Source organism: Lactobacillus sp. CBA3605 (genome assembly GCF_002970915.1).
Taxonomy (GTDB): domain Bacteria; phylum Bacillota; class Bacilli; order Lactobacillales; family Lactobacillaceae; genus Lactiplantibacillus.
On sequence record NZ_CP027190.1, the window covers coordinates 1,051,138 to 1,064,777 of the forward strand.

Genomic DNA, 13,640 nt, shown 5'->3' on the forward strand with positions numbered 1-13,640 from the left:
TTATCAAACAAATAAGGGAGCTTTTTATGATGTATGACTTAATCGCAACAGATATGGATGGTACTTTTTTACGAGCTGATATGACCTATGACGAAGCCAAATTTGCTAAACTCTATCAACGGTTACAGCAACAACATATTCAGTTCGTTGTCGCTAGTGGTAATCAGTATTTTCAACTCCGGTCATTTTTTGAAGCTTATCCAGATATTATTTACTTAGCCGAAAATGGGGCCTACATTCGTGATGCCAACAAAACGTATGCTGTTCACGCTTTTAAAACCGCTACCGTCACAACAATATTAGCTCAGCTTACTAAAATTCCAGAGTTGCATATTTTGGTTTGCGGCGCAAAAAGTGCGTATGCCCTCAGTAGCTATGATGCCCAATACGTTGATAATATGCGGCAATACTACCATCACTTAGCTGTCGTCGATGATTTTGCGACGATTGATGATCAGGTGCTAAAGATTGCCCTAAGCTGCCCACCTGAAAAAACAACTGCCATCGTAGACTTATTGCGCCCAATGTTAGCCAGACTCGCTGAACCAACCAGTAGTGGTCATGGCGATATTGACTTAATCCAACCAGGTCTCAATAAAGCCGCCGGACTTAAAGAATTAGGCCAACAATTAAACATTGATTTAAGTGCTATGGTTGCCTTTGGTGATGGTGGTAATGATTTAGAAATGTTGCGTGAAGTTGGCTTAGGGGTCGCCATGCAAAATGCCCAATCCGCCGTCACAGCGGTGGCTGATCAGCAGACAACCACCAACCAGGAACAAGGGGTCCTCAGTTTTATTGACGGTCTAACTCGCTAAAGTCATACAAGCCAAAAGCCTAAAAATAATCGCCGCAAGAATTGATTAAATTCTTGTGGCGATTATTTGGTAGTACTGATTAATTGTTATTCTTTAAACTGAATCTTCACATAATCACGATATAACGGTAAGCTTGTCATCAATTCTTGATGCGTGCCATGCCCACTGACATGGCCTTGTTCAATAAAGTAAATCGCATCGGCATCCACAATTGTGCTTAACCGATGGGCGATAATCAAGGTTGTGCGACCCTTCATCAATTCTCCCAATGCTTTTTGCACCATCGCTTCGGACTCAGAATCCAAGCTAGCCGTGGCTTCGTCCAACATGAGAATCTTCGGATTGCGTAAGAATGCCCGGGCAATTGCCAAGCGTTGCCGTTGACCACCGCTTACCTTAACACCGCGTTCACCAACCTCAGTATCTAAACCAGCCGGCATCGCTTTAACGAATTGATCCGCAAATGCTAACTGCAAGACCCGCCATAACTCGTCATCAGTAAAGCCTTTTTCAAACCCATACGTTAAGTTATGCCGAATTGTCCCAGCCATAATCGCTGAATCTTGACTAACGTAGCCGATTTGTGAGCGCCAATCACTTAAGTTTAAGGTTGAAACATCTTGCCCACCAATCGTCACTTGACCACTTTGCGGTTGATAATAACGTTCCAACAACCCAAAGATAGTGGATTTACCACCACCCGAAGGCCCGGCAAATGCGACGACGGTATTCGGCTTTGCTTCAAAATTAACATCATGTAAAATCGGTTGCCCATCCTCGTACGCAAAATCTACGTGCGTCATTGCTAACGTCTGATCGGTGACTGATTGGACTGGGCCGGTAACTAGTGCTTCTTCTGGCTCATTCAATAAGTCCCGTACCCGGGCCGTCGAGCCATTGGCTTTCGATAAATCCGTAAAGAAACGGGCTAATGTACCGGCCGGGCCGATGATTTGGAAAAGATACATCAAGAATGAAACCAATGTTCCCATCGACATCGTCCCGCTTGCGACCCGCGCCGCTGCATACACCAAAACACCTACGAATAGTGCCAACATACTAGCGGTCATCACTGGACCCGCGATTGAATCATAAATGGCCTCTTTCAGACCAATGCGGTATAACTTTTGAATCTGAGTCAATCCTGTTTTAGTTTCATAAACTTCCGCATTTGACGATTTAACCAACCGGATTTCGCTTAACGTTTCATCCGTTTCGCCACTAAACTTGGCTAACGCTTCTTGCCGTTGCCAGCCCACTTTATTAGTCTGTTGCATGATTGGTAACATTACTAACATCACTAATGGTACTGCCACGACCATAATCGCCGTCATCTTCCAATCCATGAACGCCATAATTGCTAACGCGCCAACCAATTGCAAGAGTGACGTGACCATTTGTGGAAAAGAATTCGCTAACAAGTCTTTAATCTGGGTCGAATCATTCACTAAGCGTGAGGTCATCTCACCCGTTTTCACATTGTCAAAATAACTAACTTTTAGTCGCACAAGCTTCTGCCATAACGTTGACCGTAAATTAGCCACGACGTTCTCACCAAAAACTCCCAGTAAGGCCCCTGAAACAGCGCTCACTACCGCACTCAAGACAAATAACACAATGAGTATCACCAGTAAGGGCCGATTGAGTGCCTGACCAAAGCCATTAATTAACTTTTGCGCTAACTTTGGCACGGCTAATTGTGCGCCAGTTGCTAATAATCCTAATGCTAATCCCAGCCATAACTGCCAATATTTTGGCTTAGTTTGCCGAATTAAACTTAAAAAACCACGAAAATTAAATTTGCCAGCCGAACGCTTTTTGTCAGTGCTCGGGGCGGTTATGCGACGATCCATGTGTGTGCCTCCACTTTACCTTAATTAAACCAATGCCGATCTCGACCACCTGGCTGTTGCGGCCATTCGCCACGACCACGGGGCATGAAATCAGTCAGCTTTACATCTTCCGCACGATAGTTTAGCTTCGTTAGCAGTCGTTGCAGTTCAGCTTGCTCACTCGCTGTTAAATCACCAAATAACTGATCAGCTAAGTCATCAAATTGGGTCGCTTGCTGATCAAATAATCGTTGGCCACGTTCACTTAAGCGGACAATGACAACCCGTTTATCCGTGTCACTAGGTACTCGTTCAACTAACTCTGCCGTCTCCAACCGCTTAATAGTTGCACTCACTGAACTAGGCCGAATATCTAACACTTCCGCAATCTCAGCATTCGTTAATCCTGCGGGGCTTTGCGCTAAAACTTGTAATAGTCGCATCTGCCCACGACCGCCACCATGATGTCCCGTACCATGACTCCCAAAATTACGTTGATGCATCACTGCCATAAAAAATAAACGATTTTGCATCAGTTTACCGAAACTTTCAAATAACTCATGACTCATATCTGCCATTTTAAAAATCCTCCTCGTTAAGTTGAATGACAATTATATTATCACTTTAGTTAGCTTTTGACAACAAAAACTAACTAAACGGCTTAAATTAACCGGCTGCTCCGCTAAAGAATGCGATACAGCCGGTCATTAAAATACCTATTTTTCCATAGAAATCACAATTTTCCCGTGACTATGATGACTTTCGCTTAACTGATGCGCTGTGCGCAAGCCAGCTTCAGTGAATGGTAAGACCCGGTCAATCACAACTTTAACCGTCCCCGCCGCTACCATAGCGCCAAGTTCAGCTAGCTGTTTCCCATTAGTTTGGAGCCACCACGTTGAAACTGCTTGACTGGCAGCTTGTTGTTGTTCAGTTAACTGAGCGTCAATTGTGACAAGTCGACCATTAGGTTTAAGAATCGCTAGCCCGTCATCAACTGCACTAACCGTGTCAAAAACGGCATCATAATCATGCAAGACTGCCGTAATATCATGTTCATGATAGTCAATGACTTCATCAGCACCCAGCCCCTCAAGTAACGGGCGCTGCGCCGCACTAGCAGTCGTGGCAACATAGGCCCCTAAGGCTTTCGCAATTTGAATTGCAAATAAGCCAACGCCACCAGCCCCCGCTTGGATCAACACTTTATCACCGGCTTGCACATGTAACCGATCTTTAACAACTTGATAGGCGGTTAAGCCTGCCAACGGGATAGCAGCCGCCGTTTGCCAGTCAATTGCCGCTGGCTTTAAAGCTAATTTATCTGCTTTAACGGCCGCAAATTCAGCATAAGTGCCCCGCGTGCCATCTTGCAAAGTGTCCGGCCGGGCAAAAACTTCGTCGCCCACTTTAAAGCCAGTGACATCAGCTCCGACGGCAGTAATCACCCCGGATAAGTCCCAACCTAACACAATGGGAAAATCCCAGTGCATCATGCCCTGCATTAAGCCTAACCGGGCCTTCCAATCAATCGGATTAATTGAAGTCGCTTTAAGTTCAACCAACACTTCATCGGTTGCCATCGTTGGCATCGGTAATTCAGTCATTGTCAACTCGTCAGCATCACCGTATTGATTAATTACAACTGCTTGCATCGCTTCCACTCCTTAAATAACTATTAGTGTGATTAATTGTAACTGTCACCGGTGGCATCGTCAAAAGTTAAGTCACCAAAGTAACCGATAAACGTCTGGTCATTAACTAGGTCAACCTGGCACTTGTTCGGTATAATAACATGAGGTTTAAATCAAAGATTACCGAGGTCACAACTAATGAACGATTATTTTAAAACTCAGATTCCTGTTTTTAACCAACATTGGGCTGAAATTGCGCCGTTTTTCACCGCTATTACAGTTCCTGAAAAAACGACTTTATTACGTGAAGGCGATATCGCTCATAACATTTACTTTGTCGATGCGGGGGCCGTCCGGCTTTGGCACAATGATGATGGCCGTGATATTACGGTACAGTTCTTCTTTGAGAATCAAATCGTCGCTTCTTTTCAAAGTCTAACTGAACAAACCCCGAGTCAGTTCTCGTTAGAAACTTTAGCGCCAACTCAGCTTACGAAATTATCGTACCCGCACTTTAACCAGCTCGTCGAAAAATACCCGGCACTCCAACAGACGATGACTCATCAGATTAGTTCCCGTTTTATGACTTACATGACTTACTTTTTATCGCGGATTCAAAATAATCCTGAACAGCGGGTCATTGATCTAATGGCCAACGAACCGGATATTTTAGCGCGCGTGCCACACCATTATATCGCCTCTTACCTAGGGATGACGCCGGTCTCTTTTAGTCGGATTCAAAAACGACTACGCTAATTAACAATTGTTAAGGCGGATAACTTCATTTAAGTTTAGACTAAGTCACAACTTAAACTTAAAAGAGGTTATTTTTTATGAAAACTGTCATTATTTTCGATCATCCTTATACCGCAACCGCTGGCAACAACCAACCCCACCACCGCTCTTTTTTGGCTGCTTTACTGCAACAGGTCCGTCACCAATTAACGGCTGCAGGACAAGATATTGACTTAATCGACCTGCATGCCGATGGGTTTAACCCCGTTATGTCAGCGACCGATCTCGCTCATTGGCGACAAGGCGTGCCCATTGACGCTCAATGTGCTGATTACCAACGGCGCCTGGCAGACGCTGATCGGCTTATTTTTATGTTTCCAGTCTGGTGGGAAGTCATGCCAGCAATGACGAAAGGCTTCTTAGATAAAGTCTACGCCAAAGCAATCTTATATAACGCAAAATCCATGCAGACGACTTTAGTCAAGCAACCCCAGATTGATATTATAACCACTATGAGCACACCCAACTGGGCTTACCGGTTATTGTTTGGCGCACCACTTGCCAAGCTATTATTTCGTGGCACTTTTCTAAAAACCCGACTTTGGCATTTCAAATGGTATAACTTCGCACAACTCACACAAAAAACGCCGCAACAACGGCAGACGTTATTGCGACAATTTAAGGTCAAGCTGTAGTGCACCAATAGTTCAAAAGTCGGCGTGTTTGTAACCCTTAATATGAATTCGGCGGTCATTTTTTTAAAGTGACTGCCGTTTTTGATACTCTGACCTTTGAAACACGTCGCAGCACCCTTTTTTCCAAACACATTGTGCTACTCATTGGCAGCTAAACTGGTCAGCACTTGTAAGGTCGTGGCGTAATAATCATTACTGCTAATCTTGTTTGTCAGAGTTGCCCCAATCTTTTTCGTCAACGTTGTATTTCCCATCACTTGGGCAGCATACGCAATCGGCGCCTTAAAGGCCACACTTTGATAATTACCCACGACCGTCCCATCTAGTTGATAAACCGCTTTTATTTGTGACTGCTTAGCAAAAAAAGTTAACATTTTTTGCAGCGCCTGCTTACTGGTTGCATCATGATCCGTCGCATACGTGGCCGCCAGTCGCCATGGCACGCGGCATGCATTGTAGGCATATTGGTTATCTTCCGCATGATTGCTCGTGACCGCCGTCATGGTTAGGTCGGCACCACTAATCGTAATCATGTCTGGGAAGAGGCCGGTCGTCGTCCGTGCACTCAACTTAGCAATGGCACGTTGACTGTTGGTAGCAGCATGTTGCCAGAAAGTGGCTTTAGTAAACGTCGCAAATAACTTAAAATGCGTCGTCATTAAGTCTGAAGTTCGCACCAAATTAGCGCTATCCGCTCCGATTGCCCAGCTGCCTAACTGGGGTAAATAGGTCGTGGGATTCATCTCGTGCGCTTGAATTGCGACTAATAACCGGTTAGCTGCCTGACGATAATTATTTTTAGCCGTACTGCCCCATTTTTTATCCGCCAAAATCAAGGCATAGGCGATATCCAAGTCTCCATCCGTTGCACTATTTTGTTCCGTACTAACGCTTTTCATCTGCCCATTTCGTTGTTGCTGTTCCCACATCATTAATGGATTTTTAGTCGAAATCTGATGAGCCTGATAGTAATGATACAAGCGATTAAACGTCGCTTGATTTCGAGCCCCCTGTTGCGCCGCTAAGATGGTGGCTAACATGCCATAACCTTGCGCTTCAGATACCGTTTTTAGGGCGCCTTTGCTGTCATTGGTTTTCACAAATTGTTGTTTTTTACCACTACTCAAATAAGCCGCGCACCACTGATTATATTGCCGCACGGCCCGGGTAGTCACCGGCTGCGATTTAGTTGCTTTGCTGTTGGTCACATGCCCCACGCTCACAAAAATTATCAGCGCCACTACCAACACACTACCACTAACTAATCCCAGCATTTGTTTGCCTTTCACTCGTTTTCAATCTCCTTAATGCTTAATTTATCTATCTGCTTGCCTAAAATCCATTCTACACCCTGAATTAGGGGGAATTGCCAAAAATTTTTTTCTGAACGATTCTATCCGTCCATCATTAACGGTTATTCGAAACAGATTTGATATATCCCACTAAACAAAAAAACACATCAGCTTTGACGTGTTTTTTCTACCCCAATTTAATTTAATGTCGCAAATTTTAATAAGGTTCTCACTAACTGGCAAGTAAATCCATACTCATTGTCATACCACGCAACCGTTTTCACTAACTGATAATCATCTCCAGAAGTGACTTCGGTTTGGGTTGGATCGAAAATCGAACCAAAAGTTGATCCAATAACATCACTTGAAACAAGTTCATCATCATTATAACCAAATGATTCATTATCCTCAGTATATTTTTTTAGTGCTAAATTGACCTCTGCTACCGTTACTTTTTTATTTAAAATAACAACCATTTCAGTTAATGAACCGTCAACTACACTGACTCGTTGTGCATGCCCCTGTAATTTTCCATTTAGTTCAGGAATAACTAATCCAATTGCTTTTGCTGCCCCAGTTGAATGGGGAATGGTATTATTTCCAGCCGCACGAGCCGCACGGAAATTACCGCCACGTACTGGGCCGTCCAGTAACATTTGCGTCGAAGTATAGGCGTGAATGGTCGTCATCGTCCCAACCTTAATACCAAATTCCTTATTTTCGAAAAATGCCAACGGCGCAAGACAATTAGTTGTACATGAACCAGCAGACACAATGCGATCATCTGAATTCAAAATATTATCATTAACATTATAAACAATCGTCTTAACATCACTACCAGCTGGTGCCGAGATTAAGACACGCTTTACCCCTGCATCTAAATGTAACTGTGCTTTTTCTTTAGATGTATAAAATCCGGTACATTCAAGTACAAAATCCACAGCGTTATTTTGGACCCAAGGAATATCTTGCGCTTGTGGTTCAGCATAAACACGATAAGTTTTCCCGTTAACAATAATTGAATCATCCGTAGCAGATACTTTAGCCCTTAAAGTCCCATGTGTTGAATCATACTTCAGCAAATGCGCTAGCAATGCAGGTGATGTAAGATCATTAATTGCGACAACCTCAATATCGCTGGTTTTAAGATCAAGTTCCAAAATACGCCGGAACGCTAAGCGGCCAATTCGTCCAAATCCATTAATACCAATTTTCACAGTCATACAAAAATCTCCTATTCTATATTAAAGTTCTTCACGATCTGTTACAGCAGCCGCTTTTCTTATTTTTAAAGCTGCTACTCGACTAACAATATTGTTTCCAATTAGGGCTAGAATTGTAATCAAACAACCTAAAATTTCAAACATCGAAACCTTGTAACCACCAACAATCGTAATGACAAAAGAGGTAATTGGCACCAGGTTCATGAAAAGAATGCCATTAGTTGGTGTCACAATCCGATTACCTAAATTCCAAGCAAAAACCGCCAGTACACCGGCTAGTGACACCATATAAACTAATGCGTCACTAACACCGGTAATCTGAACAAGACTAGGTACTTTTAACAACCCAGTTACAGTTGCAACAATCAAGATAACAATCACCGATAACACACCATAAATTGTAGTTAGCGTTGAATAACGTAGGATTGACCATTCCGGAAAATCCGCACCTCCTGCAGTATAGATAACCCAACATAGTGCACCTAGTAAAATTAATACTGTTGCTAACAACACATTATTTCCTGAAAGAAGGGTTGAAATATGGCCCTTTGTCACAACCATAAAGACGCCCAATGCTGCTACAATCATCGAAATCACAGAAATGATTGTTGGCTTCGTTCCTCGATAGACCCAATTTACAAGCACACCTAGTAAGGGTTGAATGGCCATCATTACAGATGCAATAATTGCTCCTGAAACACCAGCGATTTGCTGGCCCAAAAACACCAGAAAACTAAATCCTGCAAAAGCTGATGTTCCGAAAATCCATAATTTCACAGCATGACCTTCACTTTTAAACGCTTTAGGCCCTTCAACAATCAACAGAATAATTGCAAATATCACTGCTACGCTACCATAACGCAATAACGTGAAGTAGAACGGATCCATAATTTTTAGTGCTGGTGCCATCACCGGAAACATGCCACCCCAAGATAACACTGCTATTAAACATAAAAGTAACCCTTTTCCATATTTTTTTGACATTGAATAGCCTCCTTTAAATTACGCTTTCAAAAATTCATTATATTTAACTTTTCCAGACAGACTGTAGCGAATATCATCAACTAAAATGTAAGCTAATAGCAATCTCAATCAATACTCACATCTACCTGAAACTGCTGAATGATCGACCACATCACTACTGCTTGTGAATGGAAACTTGTTCAATTTGTTACCTCCCCTCTGCTTGATTAAAAAGATACCATGCTATATTGTTTTTTAGAATAAACACATTATAATAAGGTCTATAAGCTATCGTTATACCCATTAATAATCACTTTCCAGAACACTTTGATTAACCGACTAGGAGCGTGATTTCATGAAAGAAGTAGAATCATTCAACATCGAATTACTCTATGTATTTGTGGCAGTTAGCGAGCTTAAAAGTATTAATAAAAGTAGCAAAGCACTTTTAATAACCCAACCCGCTTTAAGCAAAAAGATCAAACAACTTGAAGATTACTATGGTTCCAAACTATTTATTCGTAGTTCTCAAGGCATGAAACTCACACCAATTGGCACTCATTTCTATAAAAAAGCTAAAAAATTTTTGATTGAATTTCAAAATTTAAAAAGCTCTTTTTCATCAAACCGTATTTCTTTAAATTCTCTACGAATCGGTACTTTAGATAGTATTTCGTCTAATCTATATCCCGAGTTTTTCATTGAAAATCTTCATAAATTTAAAAGCATAACAGTCACAAGTAAGATTTTCGAATTGATTGATCCTTTTAACGCCAATACATTGGACCTTGTATTAATGGACTCAGCTTTCAAACAAAATCTTACTGGCTCATTCATCGAGAAAAATTTATACGAAGAACCTTATTATTTGGTTTATGCTAAAGATAACGAAGCAGTAAACAAACTAAACCATGTCGCAATTAGTGCGCGTCAATTACAAAGAATGAACCTCATTATGTATCCAACTTACTGTCCTATTCATCAAAGAATCATTCAAATTTTTGATAACTTACACTTAGCACCACCAAGTATCTTTGAAGTTGATTATTCTGAATCCACAATATCATTGGTCTCCAAGTCAAGTTATGTGACAATTCTGCCGCAATCTTTAGCTACTAGTAAGGTCACCCAAGATATTTTGCATCTAGGAATGATAAAAATAGAAATTCCATTCTTACGACAGGTCTCAATATTTTCTCGAACACCGGATATATTAAAGACTGTTGCTAGCCTGTTATCATCGGTGTCTTAGTTACCTTTGCTAATACCTTGCCACACAGCCTACTGGTAAATCGACTAAAACACTAACCTTATTCGATTATTTAGAAATCGAAAATCAATCAAAATAAAGCCGTCACCCTAATTGAGGTGACAGCTTTATTTGACTAAGTCGGGGGTATTGATATGGGGTTAGTAAGTCAACCCATCATTTAATTTAATACTCGTGCCTTAATGTAATTGTTTCAAGCTAGACCCAAAGATTTGTTCAATCGTTACAGGGTCTCGGTGGTCGAAGAATTGACTGACACCTTGATCTAAGGTTGCCATGGTTTGCATTTCAGCTGGACTCAAGTCAAAATCAAAGACCGCCATATTCTCAACCATCCGCGTTGGATGCACCGATTTAGGAATCACTGTAATCCCGCGTTGCAATAACCAACGCAAGATAACTTGGCCGGTCGTTTTGCCATGAGCCTGCGCAATTGTTGTAATTGTCGGATTCGTAAAAATACCATTTTTACCTTCCGCAAAGGGTGCCCACGCTTCAACCCGCACCTCTGACCGTTGATTAAATTGAACCTCTGCCGGCTGTTGATACCACGGATTCACTTCAATTTGGTTGATAACTGGCTTAACCGTCATCGTTAACATTAAATTTTGCAATTGATCAGCATAAAAGTTAGAGACCCCAATTGCCCGAATTTTCCCCGCATGGTAGGCTTCTTCTAACGCCCGCCAAGCTCCCATCGTATCACCATAGGGTTGGTGCAATAAGTATAAGTCTAGATAGTCTAACCCCAACCGCTTAAGTGAGTCGTCAATCCCTTGCTTCGCACGTTCATAGGTGAATTCAGAAACCCATAACTTTGACGTGATAAAGAGTGCTTCACGGGCAATGCCACTCTTTTTGATAGCTTGTCCCACCGCCGCTTCATTTTGATACGCTGTCGCAGTATCAATTAAGCGATACCCTGCTTGTAAAGCTGCTGTCACGGCTGCCTCACATTGATCTAAATCTGGCACTTGGAAAACCCCGAAACCGAGTTGCGGCATTTCAACCCCATTATTTAATGTAATCATTGGTATTTTTGTCATCTTTAATCGTCCGACCTTTCATCGTTTGAATAAGACTACTATAACTGCAAACCAATGAGTTGAAAATTACTAGATAATCATGCTAGCATACGATTAGCGTATACTAGGAGCTGACGACATGTTAGATAATTATTTATTACAAGAATTAGTAATTTTTTCAACGACTGGCACACTTGCCAAAACGGCTGAACAGTTGCATGTGACCCAACCAACTGTCCCCCGAGGCATGCAAAAATTAGAAGCCGACTTAGGTGTACGCCTGTTCAATCGACAACCGAATCGCATCACGTTAACCGCGACTGGGCAATTAGCAGCCACTGAAGCGGCCACCTTGATTCAGGCTAATCACGACGCCGTCCACCGTATTCAAGACTTTGACCGTAATCAACAAGTCTTACGTATTAAATCAACTTTACCGGGACCGCTAATTGTCCTAAAGGCGCTCCATTCACAATTACCAACTAACGTGACCATTGACCAACCACTACTCACGACCGCCGCAATCACCACCAGTTTACGACAGAATCAGGCCGCCTTGGTCCTCTCAAATCAAGCCCTTACAACCGACGAGTTAGCCTCGCAATTAATTGGCAGTTAATTTAAACCAATTTATGATTCAAGCTAATCAACCAACAATTACTTTTTCCGAGCTTAAAAATCTCAGCTTTGTGGTCTTAACTGATATTGGCCCATGGCAATCAATTATTCAGCACGCCATTCCCCATGCAAAGTTTTTTTACCAAGCGGAACGTGACGCTTTGACTGAAATCACGAAATATTCCGATTTTCCTTATTTCACAACCAACATTACAGCCTTTGACGCCCCAGTCACTAATCCCACCAACACCGATAGTCGTGTGTGCCTGCCAATTAGTGATGCAAGTGCGCAAATGCCCATCTACGCTAACTTTTTACAATCAGAGCAACAGCGTGTCATATCAATCATTGACCAACTCATTACGACTTTGTCAGCCATTTAAACCGGCCAAAATGAATTTTTGTACAGTAAAGCCCCGGCACGCCGGGGCTTTACTGTACTATTTAATTTCAAGACCGGTTAACTACGAACTTTCAATGTTGCTAATTGATCGCCTTGTGAGACGAGTCCAGTTTTTTCAACTTCCACATCAGCCGCCGCTTGGTTACTTAAACCACAGCTAACAATCGCCGAGGCATCCGCAGCATGAATAGCATTCACATCAAGCATTGCTAACGCATCATTTACACTAAGTTGATCGCCCACCGCAACGTGCCAATCGAAAAGTTGGTCATCTAAATCGGCCACTGGCTGACCTAATTGAACCACGTATTCGCAGCCAAAGTCAGCTTCTAAGGTAACGGATTGCTTCGTGAGTTGCGTAACGGTACCCGCTAATGGCGCATGAATCTCACCTTCCATGGGCTCAATCGCAAACCCACTTTGAACCTTAGTTTCACCAGCTTGACGTAAATCAACATACATCCCATTCACGGGCGCTACTAATTTAATTTGGTGTTTTCGCTGAAATAATTTCATCATAATAAAACCCTCCAATAAGTTAGTCCTAACTAGCCGGTGGCCACCAGCTGCTAGTTGGCCTGAACTGCTTTTTGATTCAACCCCACTATAAGTTATCGAACGGGTTTCAAGTCAAGCGATTTCACTAACTTTTTGGTGATTTATCTTTAGTCAGCTTGCGACTCATCTTGAACATGGTAACCATTCACGATTAACTGGTTTTTAAACCAGGTATCGAACATATAGCCATACCAAACGCCGCCTAATAAATTAATGACGAGTTGGAGCCCGGTCGCAAATAACACTTCCGCAAGCATGTTAATCGTCATTAACGCCAAAAATGGGACCAGCGCTTTGACTAAGAAAAATTGCGTCCGATACCGCATGCTAAACAATGCATAAAACCAAGTGAACAAAAACGCCCACCAGTTAAATGATCCCCGAACTTGTTTTGTGACGACCTGACCATCAACCGTCTTTACTAACGTTAAATCCTGTTTAACGCGCCCACTAAAATTAAACCAATCTGCAAAAGTCATCTGAGTGCCTCCGAATTTATAATTACCTGCTACAATCTATTACTATCATAACAGAACTTATTTATGAATTTAGTTTAGTCGTTCTGGCTAACATT

General features: G+C 42.2%; 15 protein-coding genes. 6 read left to right on the top strand and 9 right to left on the bottom strand.

What is annotated here, in order from left to right; all coding sequences use genetic code 11:
- Positions 1 to 29: 29 nt before the first annotated feature.
- Entirely contained in the window at positions 30 to 818 is a 789-nt protein-coding gene (locus tag C5Z25_RS05165; protein ID WP_105451657.1) for a Cof-type HAD-IIB family hydrolase, read from the top strand.
- An 86-nt stretch (positions 819 to 904) separates the two neighbouring features.
- On the opposite strand, the gene C5Z25_RS05170 is transcribed toward C5Z25_RS05165, so the two are convergent.
- The 3 genes from C5Z25_RS05170 to C5Z25_RS05180 form a co-directional block, all read right to left on the bottom strand.
- Positions 905 to 2,671 carry an ABC transporter ATP-binding protein gene (locus tag C5Z25_RS05170; RefSeq protein ID WP_105451658.1) on the bottom strand — a complete coding sequence of 589 codons (1,767 nt, stop codon included), beginning with the start codon at positions 2,669 to 2,671 and terminating at the stop codon, positions 905 to 907.
- A gap of 20 nt (positions 2,672 to 2,691) precedes the next feature.
- Entirely contained in the window at positions 2,692 to 3,228 is a 537-nt protein-coding gene (locus C5Z25_RS05175; protein ID WP_105451659.1) for a MarR family winged helix-turn-helix transcriptional regulator, read from the bottom strand.
- 138 nt (positions 3,229 to 3,366) lie between these two features.
- Complete coding sequence (locus C5Z25_RS05180) at positions 3,367 to 4,305, bottom strand: NADP-dependent oxidoreductase (protein WP_105451660.1); 939 nt, start codon at positions 4,303 to 4,305, stop codon at positions 3,367 to 3,369.
- Between the two features lie 177 nt (positions 4,306 to 4,482).
- Here C5Z25_RS05180 and C5Z25_RS05185 point away from each other — a divergent pair, with 177 nt between their 5' ends.
- Positions 4,483 to 5,040: a Crp/Fnr family transcriptional regulator gene (locus C5Z25_RS05185; RefSeq protein WP_105451661.1), complete on the top strand. Its 558-nt coding sequence runs from the start codon at positions 4,483 to 4,485 to the stop codon at positions 5,038 to 5,040.
- Positions 5,041 to 5,117: 77 nt separating this feature from the next.
- Positions 5,118 to 5,714 carry an NAD(P)H-dependent oxidoreductase gene (locus C5Z25_RS05190; protein ID WP_105451662.1) on the top strand — a complete coding sequence of 199 codons (597 nt, stop codon included), beginning with the start codon at positions 5,118 to 5,120 and terminating at the stop codon, positions 5,712 to 5,714.
- A gap of 137 nt (positions 5,715 to 5,851) precedes the next feature.
- Here C5Z25_RS05190 and C5Z25_RS05195 read toward each other — a convergent pair whose 3' ends face one another.
- The 3 genes from C5Z25_RS05195 to C5Z25_RS05205 form a co-directional block, all read right to left on the bottom strand.
- On the bottom strand, positions 5,852 to 7,003 hold the full coding sequence (locus tag C5Z25_RS05195) for a family 8 glycosyl hydrolase (RefSeq protein WP_234002785.1): 1,152 nt from the start codon (positions 7,001 to 7,003) through the stop codon (positions 5,852 to 5,854).
- Positions 7,004 to 7,203: 200 nt separating this feature from the next.
- Complete coding sequence (gene gap, locus C5Z25_RS05200; protein ID WP_105451663.1) at positions 7,204 to 8,229, bottom strand: type I glyceraldehyde-3-phosphate dehydrogenase; 1,026 nt, start codon at positions 8,227 to 8,229, stop codon at positions 7,204 to 7,206.
- A gap of 21 nt (positions 8,230 to 8,250) precedes the next feature.
- Positions 8,251 to 9,213, bottom strand: a complete 963-nt coding sequence (locus C5Z25_RS05205; protein ID WP_105451664.1) for a DMT family transporter — start codon at positions 9,211 to 9,213, stop codon at positions 8,251 to 8,253.
- Positions 9,214 to 9,547: 334 nt separating this feature from the next.
- On the opposite strand from C5Z25_RS05205, the gene C5Z25_RS05210 reads away from it, so the two are divergent.
- Complete coding sequence (locus C5Z25_RS05210) at positions 9,548 to 10,444, top strand: LysR family transcriptional regulator (RefSeq protein ID WP_105451665.1); 897 nt, start codon at positions 9,548 to 9,550, stop codon at positions 10,442 to 10,444.
- Between the two features lie 197 nt (positions 10,445 to 10,641).
- Here the strand turns inward: C5Z25_RS05210 and C5Z25_RS05215 are convergent, their stop codons facing one another.
- Positions 10,642 to 11,508 (bottom strand): aldo/keto reductase, encoded by an 867-nt coding sequence (locus C5Z25_RS05215; protein ID WP_199774932.1) that lies wholly within the window; start codon positions 11,506 to 11,508, stop codon positions 10,642 to 10,644.
- Positions 11,509 to 11,626: 118 nt separating this feature from the next.
- Between C5Z25_RS05215 and C5Z25_RS12770 the strand changes: the two genes are divergently transcribed.
- Positions 11,627 to 12,106 (top strand): LysR family transcriptional regulator, encoded by a 480-nt coding sequence (locus C5Z25_RS12770; protein WP_370447217.1) that lies wholly within the window; start codon positions 11,627 to 11,629, stop codon positions 12,104 to 12,106.
- Positions 12,096 to 12,488, top strand: a complete 393-nt coding sequence (locus C5Z25_RS12775) for a LysR family transcriptional regulator (RefSeq protein WP_370447218.1) — start codon at positions 12,096 to 12,098, stop codon at positions 12,486 to 12,488. The genes C5Z25_RS12770 and C5Z25_RS12775 overlap by 11 nt, the downstream gene beginning before the upstream one ends.
- Before the next feature lie 77 nt (positions 12,489 to 12,565).
- Here C5Z25_RS12775 and C5Z25_RS05225 read toward each other — a convergent pair whose 3' ends face one another.
- Both C5Z25_RS05225 and C5Z25_RS05230 read right to left on the bottom strand, forming a co-directional pair.
- Entirely contained in the window at positions 12,566 to 13,027 is a 462-nt protein-coding gene (locus tag C5Z25_RS05225; RefSeq protein WP_105451666.1) for a PTS glucose transporter subunit IIA, read from the bottom strand.
- 146 nt (positions 13,028 to 13,173) lie between these two features.
- Positions 13,174 to 13,545 carry a hypothetical protein gene (locus C5Z25_RS05230; protein WP_105451667.1) on the bottom strand — a complete coding sequence of 124 codons (372 nt, stop codon included), beginning with the start codon at positions 13,543 to 13,545 and terminating at the stop codon, positions 13,174 to 13,176.
- Between the last annotated feature and the right edge of the window lie 95 nt (positions 13,546 to 13,640).